The following is a 17,087-nucleotide window of genomic DNA, read 5'->3' on the forward strand; positions in this document are numbered from 1 at the left end:
GACAGGAACATGAACAGCTGAACAGCTCAAAATGCGACTCATGTTCTACCAGAGGCCTCTGACAGCGGCGTCAGGGCACCCGGCTCAGGCCACCGAGCCCGGACCCCGCCACGAGCCCCCGCCGCGGCTCGTGGTGGATCGGCGTGTGCGCACCCGTCAGCGGGGCGCCCGTGCCCCCGTGCCGGGCCGCGACGATCTCCGCCACGATGGACAGGGCCGTCTCCTCCGGGGTGCGCGCGCCCAGGTCGAGGCCGATCGGCGAGCGCAGCCGGTCCAGCGCGCGCTCGGCGACGCCCGCCTCGCGCAGCCGCTCCAGGCGGGCCTCGTGCGTGCGGCGCGAGCCCATCGCGCCGACGTAGGCGACGGGCAGCCGCAGGGCGCGTTCCAGCAGCGGTACGTCGAACTTCTCGTCGTGGGTCAGCACGCACAGGACGGTCCGGGTGTCCAGCGTCCCCGCCGCTTCCTGCGCGTCGAGGTACCGGTGCGGCCAGTCGACGGCGACCTCGTCCGCGCCGGGGAAGCGGCCGGTCGTCGCGAACACGGGTCGCGCGTCACACACCGTCACGTGGTAGCCGAGGAACTTGCCCGCCCGTACGAGTGCCGCGGCGAAGTCCACCGCCCCGAAGACGATCATGCGCGGGGGCGGCAGGCACGACTCCACCAGGACCGTCACCGGATCGCCGCAACGGGACCCGTTCGCCTCGTCCCTGCCCACCGTGACCGTGGTCGTCCGCCCGGCGGCCAGCAGCGCGGCGGCCTCCGCGGCGACCGTACGGTCCAGCGAGCCGGAGCGGCCCTCCAGCCCCGCCCCTTCCCGCTCCGCCCCCGCCAGCGTCCCCGCGTACGTCCCGTCCGCCCGGACCAGCAGCGCCCGGCCCAGCCATCCGTCCGGACCGTCGGCCACGCGGGCCAGCGCCACCGGCTCGCCCGCCGTCGCCGCCGCCAGCGCCTCGGCCAGGACGGCGCGCCCGTACCCGTCCGGCGGGACCGGGACGACCAGGACGTCGAGGGCGCCCCCGCAGGTCAGGCCCACGGCGAAGGCGTCCTCATCCGCATAGCCGAATCGTTCCCGCACGCTCTCGCCGCTCTCCAGCGCGGCGCGGCACAGCTCGTACACCGCGCCCTCCACGCACCCGCCCGAGACCGAACCGACCGCCGTGCCCTCGGCATCGACGGCGAGGGCCGCGCCCGGCTGCCGGGGCGCACTGCCCTCCACGGCGACCACCGTGGCGACGGCGAACGCCCGCCCTTCCCCGCACCAGCGGTGCAGCTCCTCGGCGATGTCCAGCATGACGGCCCACTCCTCACGCGACGTACATGACTGCCGTGGCCTACCAGGCCTACTTGACGCCCAGCCAGCTCTCAATCGGGTGCAAGGCGAAATATGCCGTGAACACCGCCGTCAGCACCCACATGAACACGCCCGGCTCCCGCCACTTCCCCTGCGCCGCCTTGATCGCCGTGAAGGCGATGACGCCCGCGCCGACGCCCGCCGTGATGGAGTACGTGAACGGCATCAGCACCACGGTCAGGAACGCCGGGACGGCGACGGCCCGGTCGCCCCAGTCGACGTGCCGGGCGTTGCTCATCATCATCGCGCCGATGACGACGAGCGCGGCGGCGGCGACCTCGCCGGGCACGATGCGGGTCAGCGGGGTGAAGAACAGGCAGGCGGCGAAGAGCAGCCCGGTCACGACGGACGACAGCCCCGTACGGGCGCCCTCGCCGACCCCGGTCGCGGACTCGATGAAGACGGTCTGGCCCGACGCCCCGGCGACCCCGCCGATCGCGCCGCCCGCCCCGTCGACGAACAAAGCCGTGCTCAGGCCCGGCAGCCGGCCGCGGTCGTCCGTCAGCCGGGCCTCCGTCGCGACGCCGATGATCGTGGCCATGGCGTCGAAGAAGCCGGCCAGGACCAGCGTGAAGACGATCATTGCGACGCTCATGACGCCCAGCGACCCCCAGCCGCCGAACTCCACGTGCCCGAAGAGGGAGAAGTCCGGCATGGAGACCGCGCCGCCCTTGAGCGCGGGCGCGCCGTTCTGCCAGGCGGAGGGCGCGAGCCCGGCCGCGGAGTTGACGACGACGGCCAGCACCGTGCCGACGACGATGCCGATGAGGATCGCGCCGGGGACGTCGCGCGCTTGCAGCATGAAGACGGCCAGCAGGGTGACGCAGAAGATCAGCACGGGCCAGCCGGCGAGCTCGCCCGCCGGGCCGAGCGTGACCGGCCCGCCGCCCTTGGAGGCGTGCACGAAACCGGCCTTGACCAGCCCGATCAGGGCGATGAACATGCCGATGCCCATGGTGATGGCGTGCTTGAGGGCGAGCGGCAGCGCGTTCATGATCAGCTCGCGCAGGCCGGTCACGGCCAGCAGCACGATCACCCCGCCGTACAGCACGCACATCCCCATCGCCTGCGGCCAGGTCATGTGCGGCGCCACCTGGGTGGAGAGCACCCCGGAGACGCCCAGCCCGGCGGCCAGGGCGAGCGGGACCCTGCCGAGGAAGCCCATCGCCAGGGTGCAGACCGCCGCGGCGAGCGCGGTGGCGGTGATCAGCCCGGTGTGGCCGAGCCGCTGCCCGGAGGCGTCCGGGCCGGAGAGGATCAGGGGGTTGAGCAGGAGGATGTACGACATCGCCATGAAGGTGGTGATGCCGCCGCGCACCTCCCGGCCGGCGGTGGATCCGCGGGCGCTGATGCGGAAGTAGCGGTCGGGCCAGGACCTTCCGGCGTCCTCGGCGGCCGGCCGCGGGCCCGCGCCCGCGTTCGGCGCCGTGGAGGCCGGCTCCACGGATGACTGGGTCATGAGCTGCCTTCTCCGGGATGGGGGTGGGTAGCGGCGTGCACGACCCGGGGGACGGCCCGAGACGAAGGAGCGGCACGTCACCGGCCGCTGGGGGGTGCGCGGCCGGTGGTGCCCTGCGGGGGAACGCTCAGGTTCCGGTGAGGTGTTCGGGCCGCACCGGCACCCTGCCCAGCGCCAGCCCGGTCGCCGCCCGGATCGCCGCGACGACGGCCGGGGTGGCGGACAGCGTGGGCGCCTCGCCCGCGCCGCGGAGCCCGTACGGGGCGTGCTCGTCGGCGAGTTCGAGGATGTCCACGGGGATGGCGGGGGTGTCGAGGATGGTGGGAATCAGATAGTCCGTGAAGGACGGGTTGCGCACCCGCCCGTCCGCGGAGACGACGATCTCCTCCATGACCGCGAGGCCCAGGCCCTGCGTGGTGCCGCCCTGTATCTGGCCGGCGACGGCCAGCGGGTTCATGGCCTTGCCGACGTCCTGCGCGCAGGCCAGCTCGACGACCTTGACGAGCCCGAGCTCGGTGTCGACGTCGACGACGGCGCGGTGGGCCGCGAAGGAGTACTGGACGTGGCCGTTGCCCCGGCCGGTGCGCAGGTCGAAGGGCTCGGTGGGCCGGTGCCGCCACTCGCGCTCGACGTCGATCACCTCGTCCTCCAGGACGTCGGCGAGAGCGGCGAGGACCTCGCCCGCGTCGGTGGTCACCTTGCCGCCCTCCAGCAGGAGTTCGGCGTGCGCCCACGCGGGGTGGCAGGCACCGAACCGGGTGCGGCCCAGGGCGAGCACCTCTTCCCGTACGGCTTCGCAGGCGTGGCGGACGGCGCCGCCGGTGACATAGGTCTGGCGGGAGGCGGAGGTCGAGCCGGCCGAGCCGACGCGGGTGTCGGCGGGCTCCAGGACGACGCGGGTGACGCCGAGTTCGGTGCGCGCGATCTGGGCGTGGACGGTCACGCCACCCTGGCCGACCTCGGCCATCGCGGTGTGCACGGTGGCCACCGGCTGCCCGGCGACGACTTCGAGCCGCACCCGGGCCGTCGAGTAGTCATCGAAGCCCTCCGAGAAGCCGACGTTCTTGATCCCGACCGCGTAGCCGATGCCGCGGACGACGCCCTCGCCGTGCGTGGTGTTGGACAGCCCGCCCGGCAGCGCCCGGATGTCGGGGCCGCCGCCGGCGCTCTCCCACGGCCGCTCGGGCGGCAGCGGCCGGGCCTTGACGCGGCGCAGCAGCTCCGCGACGGGCGCGGGCGCGTCGACGACCTGTCCGGTGGGCATGACGGCGCCCTGTGCCATGGCGTTGCGCTGCCGGAACTCCACGGGGTCCAGGCCGAGGCGGTCCGCGAGCCGGTCCATCTGGGCCTCGTACGCGAAGCAGGCCTGGACGGCGCCGAAGCCGCGCATCGCCCCGCACGGCGGGTTGTTGGTGTAGAGCGCCAAGGCCTCGACGTCGACGTCGCCGACCACGTACGGGCCGACGGCCAGGGACGCGGCGTTGCCGACGACGGCCGGGGAGGAGGAGGCGTAGGCGCCGCCGTCGAGGACGATGCGGGCCTTGACGTAGAGCAGCCGGCCGTCGCTGCTCGCCCCGTGCTCGTAGTGGAGCCGGGCCGGGTGGCGGTGGACGTGGCCGAAGAACGACTCGAAGCGGTTGTAGACCATCTTCACGGGCTTGCCGGTGCGCAGCGCGAGCAGGCACGCGTGGGCCTGCATGGACAGGTCCTCACGCCCGCCGAAGGCGCCGCCGACGCCGGAGAGCGTCATGCGGACCTTGTCCTCGGGGAGGCCGAGGACGGGGGCGATCTGGCGCAGGTCGGCGTGGAGCCACTGGGTGGCGATGTAGAGGTCGACGCCGCCGTCCTCCGCGGGCACGGCGAGCCCGGACTCGGGGCCGAGGAACGCCTGGTCCTGCATGCCCACTTCGTAGTCGCCGGTGACGACGGCGGCGGCGCGGGCCCGGGCCGCGGCGACGTCGCCGCGGACGACGGGCTGGCGGTGGACGATGTTGGGGTGCGGGACGTGGGCGGCGTGGCTGTCGTCGCGGGCGGGGTGCAGGAGGGGCGCGCCGGGGGCGGTTGCGCTCTCCTCGTCGTGGACGACGGGGAGTTCCTCGTAGGCCACGCGGATGCGGGCGGCGGCGCGGCGGGCGGTCTCGGGGTGGTCGGCGGCGACGAGGGCGACGGGCTCGCCGTGGTAGCGGACGACGCCGTCGGCGAGGACGGGGGTGTCCTTGATCTCCAGCCCGTAGCGGGTCGCGGCGGGCAGGTCGGCGTGGGTCAGCACCGCGTACACGCCGGGGGTGGCGAGGGCGCCGGAGACGTCGGTGGACAGGATCCTGGCGTGGGCGTGGGGGCTGCGGAGGGTGAAGCCCCACAGCATGTCCTCGTGCCACAGGTCGGAGGCGTAGGCGAACTCGCCGGTGACCTTGAGCGTGCCGTCGGGGCGCGGGGCGGACTCGCCGATGCCACCGTGGGCCCCGGCGGTCCGGGCGAGCCCTGCGGCGGTGTGCGCGGTGCTCATCGCGGGCCCGCCTCTCCGGCGCGGGCGGCCGCGAGGCGGACCGCGTCCAGGATCGTCTCGTAGCCGGTACATCGGCACAGGTTGCCCGACAGGGCCTCGCGGATGTCCGCGTCGGAGGGCGCGGGGTTGCGCTCGATGAGCTCGTCGGCGGCGACGAGCAGGCCGGGGGTGCAGAAGCCGCACTGGACGGCACCGGCGTCGACGAATGCCTGCTGGACGGGGGAGAGCGGTACGGCGCCCGCGCCGTCGCCCTGCGTGGGCGCCCAGCGGCGGGCCTCTTCCGGGCTCGTGCCCGCGGGCGCCGCCGGTGTGCCGCCGTCGCCCTCGGCGCGCCGCCGGGCGTGCTCGGCGAGGCCCTCGACGGTGACGACCTCCCGCCCCTCGGCCTGGCCCGCCGCCACGAGGCAGGCGCACACGGGCAGCCCGTCGAGCCGGACCGTGCACGAGCCGCACTCGCCCTGCTCGCAGGCGTTCTTCGAGCCGGGCAGGCCGAGCCGCTCCCGCAGGACGTAGAGCAGGCTCTCGCCCTCCCATACGTCGTCGGCCTGCTGCGGCCGGCCGTTGACCGTGAAGTTCACGCGCATTGCTCGCCCCTCTCCCCGCCGCGGTAGGCGTCCCACGTCCAGCCGAGCGTGCGGCGGGCCATGACGGCGACCGCGTGCCGGCGGTAGCGGGCGCTGCCGCGGACGTCGTCGATCGGGTTGCACGCCCCGGCGGCGAGCTCGGCGAACTGCCGGGCCGCGGAGGGCGGCAGGGGCCGGCCGGACTCCCAGAACCCGCCCTCCTCCAGCGCGGCGGCGAGGAAGTCCTCCGCGGCGCGGGCCCGCACCGGGGTGGGGGCCGCGGAGCCGATGCCCGTCCGCACCGTGCGGCTGCGCGGGTGCAGCGCGAGGGAGAACGCGCACACGGCGATGACCATGGCGTTGCGCGTGCCGACCTTGGAGAACTGCTGGGGCCCGTCGGCCCGCGCGATCCGTACGGCCCGGATCAGCTCGTCCGGCGCGAGGGCGTTGCGCTTGACGCCCGTGTAGAACTCCTCGGCGGGGATCAGGCGCGTGCCCCGCACGGAGGCGGCCTCCACCCGCGCGCCCGCCGCCAGCAGGGCCGGGTGGGAGTCCCCGGCGGGGGAGGCGGCGCCGAGGTTGCCGCCGACGCTGCCGCGGTTGCGGATCTGCGGCGAGCCGACGGTGTGCGCCGCGAGCGCGAGGCCGGGAAGCTCCGCCCGCAGCTCCTCCATGATCCGCGTGTACGGTACGGAGGCGCCCAGCCGGACTTCGTCCTCCCCGGTCTCCCATTCGTACAAATCGCCGATGCGGTTCAGGTCCAGCAGGTACTCCGGGCGGCGCTGATCGAAGTTGATCTCGACCATCACGTCCGTGCCGCCCGCGATGGGGACGGCGGCCGGGTGCTCGGCCTTGGCGGCCAGAGCCTCCTCCCAGCTGCGGGGGCGCAGGAACTCCATGGGGGTTCTCTTCTCGATCGGTCTCGCGGGGTCGTCGATCGGTCTCACAAGGGCGCTCCGAGGGGGCTGAGACCAGTACAGCGAGCGCCCGGCAGGCCGGTGCAGTCACTGAAACCATGAAGCGGTTGGCTGGTCGCAGCGCGCATCTTGTAGATTCGAACGAAAGACGGGGTTGGGAAACCTCACTGCATTCCACTGGTAACAACAAGACAGATCGGCGGCGACCACGATGCGGCTGCGCGCACTCCTGGAGACCGAAGCGCTGGGCCTCCGTCTGCTCGGCGGCGAGGACGAGCTGGACCGCACGGTGCGCGGCGTCATGACGACCGACCTGCGCGACCCGAGCCGCTACCTCTCCGGCGGCGAACTCGTGCTCACCGGCCTCGCCTGGCGGCGGGAGCCGGAGGACTCCGAGCGGTTCGTGCGGATCCTCACGGGGGCGGGCGTGGCGGGGCTCGCGGCGGGCGAGGCCGAGATGGCCTCCATCCCGGACGACCTGATCCGGGCCTGCGCCCGGCACCGCCTGCCGCTGTTCTCGGTGAACGAGAACGTTTCGTTCGCCTCCATCACCGAGCACGTCGTGCGGCAGGTGTCGAGCGAGCGCGCCGGGGACCTGGCGGCCGTCGTGGACCGGCACCGGCGGCTGATGACGTCCGGCCCGGCCGGGGGCGGCCCCGAGGTCGTCCTGGACCTGCTGGGCTCCGACCTGGACCTGCGGGCGTGGGTGCTCTCCCCGACCGGCCGCCCCATCGCGGGCTCCTCGCTCGCGGGCGCCGGGCCCGAGCTGCCCGCCTCGGTCAGCGCGGCCCTGGCCGGCGAGCACCTGGCCGCCGCCCGCACGGGCCGGCGCGGGCCGCACCGCGTGAGCGCCGGCGGCGACACGTACTCGCTGTTCCCCATCAGCCACAGCGGTCGCGCACTGGCCGCCCGCGACGTGCGCGAGACGGTCCTGTCCGACTGGTTCCTCGCGGTCGAGGCCGACGCCGGCGACTGGTCGCCCGAGCGGCTGGACCTGCTCGACGGCGTCACCCAGCTGATCGCCGTGGAGCGGGACCGGCGCGACGCCGCCCGTACGGTGCGCCGCCGGCTTGCCCAGGAGGTCCTCGAACTGGTCCAGACGGGCGCGGCCCCCGCCGAGATCGCCGCCCGCCTGCGCGTCGCCGCCCCCGTCCTGCTGCCGGGCCTCGGCACGGCGCCGCACTGGCAGGTCGTCGTCGCCCGCGTCGAGTGGGAGGACGGCGACATCCCCGGCGGGCCGGTCGCCCAAGCCCTCCTGGAAGAGATGCTGGCCGCCCCCGAGGCGTCCGGGCCCGAGCCGTCCGACCGGATCGCCGTCGCCCACATGGGTGACGAGGCGGTCGCCCTCGTACCGCTGCCCGCGGTGCCGGCGGGGGCCGAGGGCGACGAGGCGGCGGCCCAGGACGCCGGGCTGCACGCGGACCGGCTCCTCGCCGCCGTCCGCGAACCGCTCTCCCGCGGCCTCGACGACGACGGCCGGCTCACCCTCGGCGTCAGCGCCGCCGTGCACTCGGCGGAGGGCCTGCGCGGGGCGCTGGAGGAGGCCCGGCACGCCCGCCGGGTCGCCGCCGCCCGCCCCGGCCGGGTGTGCGCGGCGGGCCACCAGGAGCTGGCCTCGCACGTCCTGCTGCTGCCGTTCGTCCCCGACGACGTCCGCCGCGCCTTCACGGCCCGGCTCCTGGACCCGCTGCGCGACTACGACCGCCGCCACCGCGCCGAGCTCATCCCGACGCTGGAGGCGTTCCTGGACTGCGACGGCTCCTGGACGCGGTGCGCGACGCGGCTGCACCTGCACGTCAACACCCTGCGCTACCGCGTGGGCAGGATCGAGCAGCTGACGGGCCGGGACCTGTCGCGCCTGGAGGACAAGCTGGACTTCTTCCTGGCCCTGCGGATGAGCTGAGGGGGCGGGGCCGAGGTGGCTGCCGCGGGGGATCTGCCCAGGTCAGCGGGGTAACGTTCCCCTCATGGGGGTAGTGATCAAGAACGGGCGGACCCGGCTGCGGGTGGCGGGCCGCGAGCTGGTGCAGGAGCGGGGGCGCACGACGACGGCCGTGCCGGGGGCGCAGATCCGGGCCGTCGAGACGGAGGCCGGGGCCCTGACCGTCCTCCTGTTCGACCCCGGCGAGTCGCCACTGACGATCCGTCATCGCAATCCGCAGGTCCTCGCCGCGTTCGCCGGGGAGATCCGGGCGATCCGGCCGGACGGCCCCCACGAGGGCGCCCGGCCGCCTGTACGGCGGGAGACGGCCGCCCGGTGGCCCGCCCGCGCGGTCCGGGTCCGCGGCTTCGTGACCTCGGCCCACCCGCTGCTCAAGGCGGCCGTGGCGTACGCGGTGCTGGGCGTGCCGGTCGTGGCCCTGATCCCGGTCGAACCGCGTACGGACGGGGCGAGCGCGTGGCTGATCGGCGGGCTCGGCTTCGGCCTGATCGTGCTGTGGGCGAAGATGATGCGCCTGAGGACGCGGTGGATCGTCCGCTACCGCGGAGTGACGGTGCGGGTGGGCCCGCCGCAGCGGGTGGGCGGCTCGGCCGACAGGGAAGCGGACTACCGCTACCGCTTCCGCGCCCTCGACGGCAGCCTCTGCGAGCACACGTCCCTGTGGGCGTCCCGCAACGGCGAGATCCGCTACGACCCGCAAGACCCGTCCCGCGTCGTGGTCCCGACCCGGATCCTGTGGCTCTTCCTGGACGTGGTCACCCTCATCGGCCTCGGCGCGCCGGCCTGCGGCCTGATCGGCGTCTGGCTGGAGTGGGCCGCGCGGGTCCCGGGGGCGCTGTTCTAGGGGTCCCCGGGGGTGCCGTGAGGGGCCCGGCGGCCGGGGACGTACGACAAAAGACCGGGGTCGTACGCAGAAAGGAGGAGTCACGCCCAAGTGACGTACGGCTCCTGCGGCAGGCGCGCATCATCACGGATATGAGTGATCCTGACGAAGCGTGCCCCGGCCCGCACGCCTTCTGCAAGGGCTGCAAAGGGAGCGGCGACTACCACGCGGCCGTGCTCTACCTCGACCAGTCCGGCGAGGGCGGCAACATGACGGGCGCTCACCTCTGCCCTTACTGCACGGGCCGGGGCTTCTTCTGCAAACACCATCCCCCGTGCCGGATCCTGCACGAGGACGACACCCCGGTCATCGGGCCGGACGCGCTGCCGCCGGTGTGACCGGGGACCGGTCGGCCGGATCCGGAGGATGCGCCCCTCACCCACGCAGCACCGCATCCACCACCAGCCCCCGGTGGTCCGTGCCCGGCAGGTCCAGGAAGTGGGCGCCGCGGGGTTCCAGGGACGGGCTGAGGAGGACGTGGTCGATCTGGACGCCCAGTGGGGAAGCGGTCAGGGCCGGCCAGCTGGGAGTGCGGGAGCGGCCCACGGCGGCTGCGCTGTCGCGGACGCCCGTGTCCAGGACGGCACGGAAGGCCGCGTGGTCCTGCGAGGCGTTGAAGTCGCCGGCGATGACCGTGGGGGCCTCGCCGCGCGCCGCGGCCATGGCGCGGACGCGGCCCAGCTCCGTGCGCCACAGCTCCACCCCGCCCGCCACCGGCGGCATCGGGTGCGCCACCTGGAACAGCAGCCGCGTCCCCGCCACCCGCACCAGCGCCCGCGGCATCGCCAGCGTCCCCCGGACGGAGCCGTCCGGGGTCAGCGGGAAGCGGCTGAGGAGCGCCGAGCCCTGGGCTCTGCCGCCGCCCACGACGATCCGGTACGGATACGCGGCCCGCAGCCGCGCGCTCTCCAGCGCCGGTGCGCACTCCTCCGGGGAGCACTCCTGCACCGAGACCAGGTCCGGGCGCTCGCGCCGCAGGGCCTCCAGCAGGCCCGGCGTGGCCCCGCCGAACTCCAGGTTCGCGGTCAGGATGCGCAGCCGGGCGACCTCCGGGCCGGACGCCGCCGGCCCTCCCGCCTCGTACGGGGGCAGGAAGTACAGCGTCCCGAGGACTGCCGCCAGGCCCCACGCGCAGCCCGCCACCCACCGCGTGCCCGCCGCGAGCACCAGCGCGGCCCCCGCGGGAGCGATCAACCAGGGGAGGAACGCCAGCAGTTGGGGCATCGGCGTGACGCCGTCCACGTCGCAGGCCCGGCACAGCAGCGGCCCGCTCACCAGCGCCAGGAGCAGGCCCGCGCCCCACCGGGCGGCCTTCCGGCGTACGCGCGGGGGCGGCCCCTCGGGGCCGGGCGGTGCCGAAACGGTCCCCATGGTTTTGACCTTGGTATTACCTTCTGATTGCGGACGGCTTGACGTCATATGGCAAGCTAGACGCTGAAGGTGCCGCTCCGGCCGCATTTGGCGGGTATTTGGCGCGGTGCCGCATCGTGTACGTACGAGCGAGGAGGTGATCGGGATGACCAGTCGGAGTCCCGAGGGAAGTCCTCGCTTCAGTGCCGTTTCTGCTTTCGCAGCGCTCTGATCACTCGTTCTGAATCACTCGTTCTGATCGCTGATCCGCTGAGCTGACGCACGGGGTCGTGTACCCCGGCGCGGGCCCTGTTGCGCGCACTTTCCTTTCAGCAAGCCGGCTCTTGTCCGGCTCATCAGGCCTTTACCCGGCCCCTGTCGTCGGTCGCCCCTGCGGTTTTCCGGTCCGCTCGCTCTGTCCTGCGGCAGCCGCAGCGACCCCATGCCTTCACCGACTTTTCCGTGCCCACGGCCCGGCCGAGCCGCCATGCCGCCATGCGGTCATGCCGCTGCGCCGTCGCGCCGCGCGCCGTCGTGCCCGGAGAGAGGTTCCGCCATGACCAACACCACCCTCACCCCCCAGAAGCTCGCCCCGCCCGGCCGCACCCGCCGCGAGAGGAAGGCCGCCGAGCTGGAGGCCCGTACCCGCGCCGCCGGCGACCGGCTGGCCCGGATCAGCGGCCTGCCCGCCGCGCAGGTCCTCCAGGACGCCCGCGCCACCCCGCACGGCCTGCGGCAGGACGACGCCGAGCTGCGGCTCGCCCGCGGCGGCGCCAACGTCGTCGCCCACGACACCGGCCCCCGCTGGTACGCGCAGCTCGCGAAGGCCTTCTGGAACCCCTTCATCATGATCCTGGTCGCCCTCCTGGCGGTCATGTACGTGCAGTGGCTCCAGGTCGCCGACGAGGAGCCCTTTGACCCCAAGATCCCCATCATCGGGACGATGGTGCTGGTCAGCGGCCTGCTGCGGTTCTGGCAGGAGCACCGTTCGGCAGGCGCCGCGGCCGCCCTGCGTGCCCTCGTCACCACGACCACCGCCGTCCAGCGGCGCGCCGACCGCAACACCGGCCCGGCCACCGTCGAGATCCCGATGGACCAGGTCGTCGTGGGCGACGTCGTCCGCCTCGCCGCGGGCGACCTCGTCCCCGCCGATCTGCGCCTGCTCACCGCCAAAGACCTGATGGTCAGTCAAGCGGCGCTGTCGGGCGAGTCGCTGCCGGTCGCCAAGGCCGACACCCGCCCCCACGACTACGGGCAGTCCACGACCACGGACCCCGTAGAGGCCGACAACCTCTGCCTCATGGGCACCTCGGTGACCTCCGGCACCGCCACCGGCGTCGTCGTGGCCACCGGCGCCGACACGTACTTCGGGTCGATGGCCGGCTCGCTCGTCGGCGAGCGCCCCGAGACCAGCTTCGACACCGGCGTGAAGAAGGTCAGCTTCCTGCTGATCCGGTTCATGCTCGTCATGGTGCCGCTCGTGTTCGCCGTCAACGGCTTCACCAAGGGCGACTGGAACGAGGCGTTCATGTTCGCCGTCGCCGTGGCCGTCGGCCTCACGCCCGAGATGCTGCCGATGGTCGTCACCACGAACCTCGCGCGCGGCGCCGTAGCCATGTCCAAGCGCAAGGTCGTCGTCAAGCGGCTCAACGCCATCCAGAACCTGGGCGCCATGGACGTGCTGTGCACGGACAAGACGGGCACGCTCACCGAGGACCGCATCGTCCTCGACCGCTACCTCGACGTACACGGCCGGGAGGACGCCGAAGTCCTCGAATACGCCTACCTCAACAGCCACTTCCAGACCGGGCTGCGCAACCTCATGGACCGGGCGGTCATCGACCGCGTGCTCGAGGCCGAGGAGGTTGTCGTCGACGCCCGCTTCACCAAGGTCGACGAGATCCCCTTCGACTTCGCGCGCCGCCGGATGTCGGTGGTCCTGAGCCGCAACGAGGTCAGCCGCGGCGACGCCCCCGAGAACGCGGCCACCGAGCACATCCTCATCACCAAGGGCGCCGTCGAGGAAGTCCTCGCGCTGTGCACCCACATGACCGACAACGGCCGCCGCCTCGAACTCACCCAGAAGCTGCGCCGCCGCGTCACCCGTACCGCCGAGGACAACAACCGGCAGGGCCTGCGCGTGCTGGCCGTCGCCACCCGCGCCTTCCCCGCCGGCCGCGACGCGTACACGGTCGCGGACGAGGACGGCCTGACCCTCGTCGGCTTCCTCGCCTTCCTCGACCCGCCGAAGGCCGACGCCGCGGCGGCCCTGCGGGCCCTCGCCGACAAGGGCGTGGCCGTCAAGGTCGTCACCGGCGACAACGAGCTCGTCGCGGCGCGCGTCTGCGCCGACGTCGGCATCGACGTGGGCGTCGTCGTCTCCGGGGTGGAGATCGACGCCCTGGACGACGCGGAGCTGCGCGACCTGGTCCGCGCCACCACGGTCTTCGCCAAGACCAACCCGGTGCAGAAGGCCCGCATCGTCCGGGCGCTCCAGGCCGAGGGACACACCGTCGGCTTCCTGGGCGACGGCATCAACGACGCCGCGGCACTGCGCGACGCCGACGTCGGCATCTCCGTCGACACGGCCGTCGACATCGCCAAGGAGTCGGCCGACATCATCCTGCTGGAGAAGGACCTCATGGTCCTCGAACAAGGTGTCGAACAGGGTCGCACCACCTTCGGCAACACCATCAAGTACATCAAGATGACGGCGAGCTCGAACTTCGGGAACGTCTTCTCGGTCCTCGTGGCCAGCGCCTTCATCCCCTTCCAGCCGATGCTGGCGATCCACCTGCTGGTGCAGAACCTCGCCTACGACATCTCGCAGCTCGCCACGCCCTGGGACCGGATGGACCCGGAGTACCTGCGCAAGCCGCGTACGTGGGACGCCAAGGGCATCGCCCGGTTCATGCTCTTCATCGGGCCGATCAGCTCGGTCTTCGACATCATCACCTTCGTGGTGCTGTGGAACGTGTTCGGCGCGAACAGCGAGGCGAGCCAGACGCTGTTCCAGTCCGGGTGGTTCATCGAGGGGCTGCTGTCCCAGACCCTCATCGTCCACATGATCCGCACCCGCAAGGTGCCGTTCATCGGCTCGCGGGCCTCGGCGCCGGTGATGGTGATGACCGCCGTGGTGATGGCGTTCGGCCTGCTCCTGCCCTTCTCGCCGGCGGCCCCGGCGCTCTCGATGGAGGCGCTGCCGATGAGCTACTTCCCGTGGCTGATCGCGATCCTGCTCGCGTACTGCGCCCTGACGCAGGCGGTCAAGACCTGGTACATCCGGCGATTCGGCACCTGGCTGTAACCGGGCTCCGATCGGGCTCAACACCTGGCTGTGACCGGCCGATAGGGATACGGACGAGGAAGGTGGATCATGGTTGTGGTCAACGAGTGGCACATGGCGGGCAACATCGCGGCCGGCCTGGGCTTCGGGGCGATCATCGGACTGGAGCGCCAGTGGCGTGCCCGGATGGCGGGCCTGCGCACCAACGCGCTGGTCGCGGCCGGGTCCGCCCTCTTCGTCCTGCTCTCCCAGTACGGGTTCGCCGCCGCGACGAGTACGGCCGGCTACGACGGTTCCCGCGTCGCCGCGCAGATCGTCTCCGGCATCGGCTTCCTCGGCGCGGGCGTCATCATGCGGGACGGGCTGAGCGTGCGCGGCCTCAACACCGCGGCGACCCTGTGGTGCTCGGCCGCCGTCGGCGCCCTCGCCGGGACCGGCCTGTACGTGGTGGCCGCGCTCGGCACGGTGGGCGTCGTCGGGGCCAACACCCTGCTCAGGCCGCTGGCCCGGGGCCTCGACCGGGGCCCGCACGGTGGCGCGGAAGTGGCCACGGACTACCACTTCGAGGTCGTGTGCACCGAGCCCGAGGAGGCTCACGTGCGCACCCTCGTCGTCCAGGCCGTCGCCCGCCCCGGCTTCCGCCTGCGCTCGGTCTACAGCGCGGACGCCGAGGCCCCCGGCAAGGTCACCGTCTCGGCCGACCTCACCACGGAACGCCGCGACGACAGCCTCCTGGAGGAGGCCGTCAGCCGCCTCTCCCTCGAACCGGCCGTCTCAGCCGTCAGCTGGACCGTCCTCCAGGGCCCCGACGACGACACCGACGACGACTACACAGCCGACCGCCGCAGCCGCCGCCGCGTCCGGGACTTCTTCACGGGGAGGTGAGACGCCGGCTCGGTGGCTCACGGGGACGAGTCCGACCCTCCGCCGCTCCCGTGGGCACCGCCGACCGATCGGATGAGGAACCGGGCCTCGTCCTCCAGGCGACGCGTGACGGGGTCGTCCTGGATGCCGTGCTCGCTCAGTTGGACGGCGAGGGCGCCGAAGTAGCCCGACGCCGCGAGGACGTGGTTCGCCACGTCCACAGTGGCGCCGCCGAGCAAGTCCGCGCGGGTGCGGTGGGCGGCCTCCATGACCCGTCCGATCTCCCGCCGCACCTCCTCGCCCGTGAAATCCGGAAGTCCGGCTCGCATCAGCTGGCGCAGGAGCCTTTCGCAGGACCGGACGACCTCGTCCAGCAGCTGGAAGTCACGATCCATGCCGAGCGTGGCGTCGGATCCTCCCGACATGATCCCGATCTGCGTGTTGTAGTTGCCGACTTGGACGGTGCGCAGCATCATGCAGGGGCTGTAGGGGGTCAGCTCCACAGGACCGACGCTTCCCAGGGCGGGCCGGAAGCAGGGATGCACGTGGAATTCGTCCTCGCCGGGCTGCGGGGGCGCCTGGGTCCCGCCCGAGTACACCACGTCGTTGCCCCGTTTGACGCCGAGGAAGCCGGCTCCGTACAGGACGTCGATCACCCCTTGTGCCGTGAGGCTCTCCGCATAGTCGCCGAAGTTCTGCTGAAGGCGCTCGCGAACGGACTCGAACCGCGCTTCGAGCGCCTGCCGCATCACCACGTACCCGGTGTTGTCGAACAGGGGGAACAGAGAGCCCAGGAAAGGGTGATTGACCAGGTATTCCTTGGCCAGGTCCTGTAGCTTCCAGCGGGAGAACTGCACCGTGGCGGCGCGGACGTCCTCCTCGGTGATCCGCCGGTTCCCCCGCTCGTCCGCCACGTTCCGGCACGCATTGAGGAACTGGATGGCATCCCGGGGGCGGGGGAGCGCCCGCCGGAACAGGTACTCGGCGGTGGGCTCTCCCGAGACGCTGGGCGGGAAGAGCTGCCCCCATAACTGCTCGGCGGTGAGCTCCATGCCGAGGGACGCGGAAGCCCGGGCCAGCGCCACGCCCTTGAGGCCCTCCTGCGTCCACGCGATCCGCAGTTCGTCGCTGTGGAACTTGTCGCCGTCGCCGAAGTTCAGGGTGTCGTAGATGTCGGCCCGGATGAAGAGCGTGCAGCGCACGGCGCTGCCGTACTGACCCGTCACCTGCTTGCTCGCCAGCAGGAGGCCGGCGACCAGGGCATGGCTGTCCGGGGTGATCGTCCACACCTGCTCCAGCTGGTCGACCAGGAACAGCAGCGGCGGGTGCGCACCGGCGCAGCCGAGGTCTCCGAAGGCCGCGGCGACACCGTTTTCCAGGACCTCGAGCTGCCGGCTTGCGCGAGCGCCTTCGGACGCGCCGTTGCCCTCGAAGGCCGCCTCGATGCCGAAGGCTTTGAGGGAGAGGTTCGCCGACTGCAATCCACGGACGCCTCGCCGCAGCCGGTCGTACAGGCGCTCGTCACCGGCTTCGTCGTTCGCTTCCAGGAAGTTGCTGAGAGCCCGCACCGAGGCCGGTCTGCGCCAGCCGTGGGCCGCGCGGGCATGCGTGCACAAGTACCGTGCCGCCTGGACGGCGAAGACGTAGCGCCAGATCAGCGACTTGGCGGTGTCACCGGAGACCCCCTGGAGCTCGAATCGGCGGATCTCGTCGCCTGCGGCGTCGTCGGGGGTGATCAGGATGGTGGTACCGGGGTGGCCGTCCGGGTCGGCAAGCCGGCGGCAGATCGCGCTCTTGCCCGCACCTTTCCTGCCGATGATCAGGGACTTCCGACCGGAGAGGGCTTCCCGGTAGGCATAGGTCGGCTGGAAGACCATGCCGTCGAGCAGACCGTCGGCGAGGTCGTTTTCGGCGTCGTCCCGACCGAAGAAGAGGCGGCTGACCGGACTGAATTCGTGCTGCACGG

Annotated in this window: 12 protein-coding genes; 5 read left to right on the top strand and 7 right to left on the bottom strand. The window is 72.9% G+C overall.

Features of this window, described 5'->3' with window-relative positions:
* Nucleotides 1–70: 70 nt before the first annotated feature.
* From PS271_RS23655 to PS271_RS23675, 5 genes are all read right to left on the bottom strand, one after another.
* On the bottom strand, nt 71–1,291 hold the full coding sequence (locus PS271_RS23655) for an XdhC family protein (protein WP_398384419.1): 1,221 nt from the start codon (nt 1,289–1,291) through the stop codon (nt 71–73).
* Between the two features lie 49 nt (nt 1,292–1,340).
* Nucleotides 1,341–2,810, bottom strand: coding sequence for an NCS2 family permease (locus PS271_RS23660; protein ID WP_398384421.1), 1,470 nt, complete (start codon nt 2,808–2,810; stop codon nt 1,341–1,343).
* Between the two features lie 127 nt (nt 2,811–2,937).
* The gene (gene pucD / locus PS271_RS23665; protein ID WP_398384422.1) at nt 2,938–5,316 is read right to left on the bottom strand and encodes a xanthine dehydrogenase subunit D; all 2,379 of its coding nucleotides are present in this window, start codon (nt 5,314–5,316) and stop codon (nt 2,938–2,940) included.
* Nucleotides 5,313–5,900, bottom strand: coding sequence for a (2Fe-2S)-binding protein (locus PS271_RS23670; protein WP_398384424.1), 588 nt, complete (start codon nt 5,898–5,900; stop codon nt 5,313–5,315). The genes pucD and PS271_RS23670 overlap by 4 nt, the downstream gene beginning before the upstream one ends.
* Complete coding sequence (locus PS271_RS23675; RefSeq protein WP_398387022.1) at nt 5,891–6,778, bottom strand: FAD binding domain-containing protein; 888 nt, start codon at nt 6,776–6,778, stop codon at nt 5,891–5,893. Before PS271_RS23675 ends, PS271_RS23670 begins: the two co-directional genes overlap by 10 nt.
* 229 nt (nt 6,779–7,007) lie before the next feature.
* Between PS271_RS23675 and PS271_RS23680 the strand changes: the two genes are divergently transcribed.
* The 3 genes from PS271_RS23680 (at nt 7,008) to PS271_RS23690 (ending at nt 9,959) form a co-directional block, all read left to right on the top strand.
* Nucleotides 7,008–8,699, top strand: a complete 1,692-nt coding sequence (locus PS271_RS23680) for a PucR family transcriptional regulator (RefSeq protein ID WP_398384425.1) — start codon at nt 7,008–7,010, stop codon at nt 8,697–8,699.
* 64 nt (nt 8,700–8,763) lie between these two features.
* The gene (locus tag PS271_RS23685) at nt 8,764–9,582 is read left to right on the top strand and encodes a hypothetical protein (protein ID WP_398384426.1); all 819 of its coding nucleotides are present in this window, start codon (nt 8,764–8,766) and stop codon (nt 9,580–9,582) included.
* A gap of 131 nt (nt 9,583–9,713) precedes the next feature.
* On the top strand, nt 9,714–9,959 hold the full coding sequence (locus tag PS271_RS23690) for a hypothetical protein (RefSeq protein WP_398384427.1): 246 nt from the start codon (nt 9,714–9,716) through the stop codon (nt 9,957–9,959).
* 37 nt (nt 9,960–9,996) lie between these two features.
* On the opposite strand, the gene PS271_RS23695 is transcribed toward PS271_RS23690, so the two are convergent.
* Nucleotides 9,997–10,992 carry an endonuclease/exonuclease/phosphatase family protein gene (locus PS271_RS23695; protein ID WP_398384428.1) on the bottom strand — a complete coding sequence of 332 codons (996 nt, stop codon included), beginning with the start codon at nt 10,990–10,992 and terminating at the stop codon, nt 9,997–9,999.
* A gap of 535 nt (nt 10,993–11,527) precedes the next feature.
* Between PS271_RS23695 and mgtA the strand changes: the two genes are divergently transcribed.
* Together mgtA and PS271_RS23705 are read left to right on the top strand one after the other, a co-directional pair.
* Complete coding sequence (gene mgtA / locus PS271_RS23700; RefSeq protein WP_398384429.1) at nt 11,528–14,278, top strand: magnesium-translocating P-type ATPase; 2,751 nt, start codon at nt 11,528–11,530, stop codon at nt 14,276–14,278.
* Between the two features lie 69 nt (nt 14,279–14,347).
* Nucleotides 14,348–15,142, top strand: a complete 795-nt coding sequence (locus PS271_RS23705; RefSeq protein WP_398384431.1) for an MgtC/SapB family protein — start codon at nt 14,348–14,350, stop codon at nt 15,140–15,142.
* A gap of 17 nt (nt 15,143–15,159) precedes the next feature.
* Here the strand turns inward: PS271_RS23705 and PS271_RS23710 are convergent, their stop codons facing one another.
* Nucleotides 15,160–17,085, bottom strand: coding sequence for a P-loop ATPase, Sll1717 family (locus PS271_RS23710; RefSeq protein ID WP_398384432.1), 1,926 nt, complete (start codon nt 17,083–17,085; stop codon nt 15,160–15,162).
* Nucleotides 17,086–17,087 lie beyond the last annotated feature (2 nt).

It is taken from the genome of Streptomyces sp. SCA2-17 (assembly GCF_044336695.1).

Excerpts from the sequence above, each read along its gene's own strand:
- PS271_RS23655 (WP_398384419.1), bottom strand. The coding sequence starts at position 1,291 with ATGCTGGACATCGCCGAGGAGCTGCACCGCTGGTGCGGGGAAGGGCGG.
- PS271_RS23660 (WP_398384421.1), bottom strand. The coding sequence starts at position 2,810 with ATGACCCAGTCATCCGTGGAGCCGGCCTCCACGGCGCCGAACGCGGGC.
- pucD (WP_398384422.1), bottom strand. The coding sequence starts at position 5,316 with ATGAGCACCGCGCACACCGCCGCAGGGCTCGCCCGGACCGCCGGGGCC.
- PS271_RS23670 (WP_398384424.1), bottom strand. The coding sequence starts at position 5,900 with ATGCGCGTGAACTTCACGGTCAACGGCCGGCCGCAGCAGGCCGACGAC.
- PS271_RS23675 (WP_398387022.1), bottom strand. The coding sequence starts at position 6,778 with ATGGAGTTCCTGCGCCCCCGCAGCTGGGAGGAGGCTCTGGCCGCCAAG.
- PS271_RS23680 (WP_398384425.1), top strand. The coding sequence starts at position 7,008 with ATGCGGCTGCGCGCACTCCTGGAGACCGAAGCGCTGGGCCTCCGTCTG.
- PS271_RS23685 (WP_398384426.1), top strand. The coding sequence starts at position 8,764 with ATGGGGGTAGTGATCAAGAACGGGCGGACCCGGCTGCGGGTGGCGGGC.
- PS271_RS23690 (WP_398384427.1), top strand. The coding sequence starts at position 9,714 with ATGAGTGATCCTGACGAAGCGTGCCCCGGCCCGCACGCCTTCTGCAAG.
- PS271_RS23695 (WP_398384428.1), bottom strand. The coding sequence starts at position 10,992 with ATGGGGACCGTTTCGGCACCGCCCGGCCCCGAGGGGCCGCCCCCGCGC.
- mgtA (WP_398384429.1), top strand. The coding sequence starts at position 11,528 with ATGACCAACACCACCCTCACCCCCCAGAAGCTCGCCCCGCCCGGCCGC.
- PS271_RS23705 (WP_398384431.1), top strand. The coding sequence starts at position 14,348 with ATGGTTGTGGTCAACGAGTGGCACATGGCGGGCAACATCGCGGCCGGC.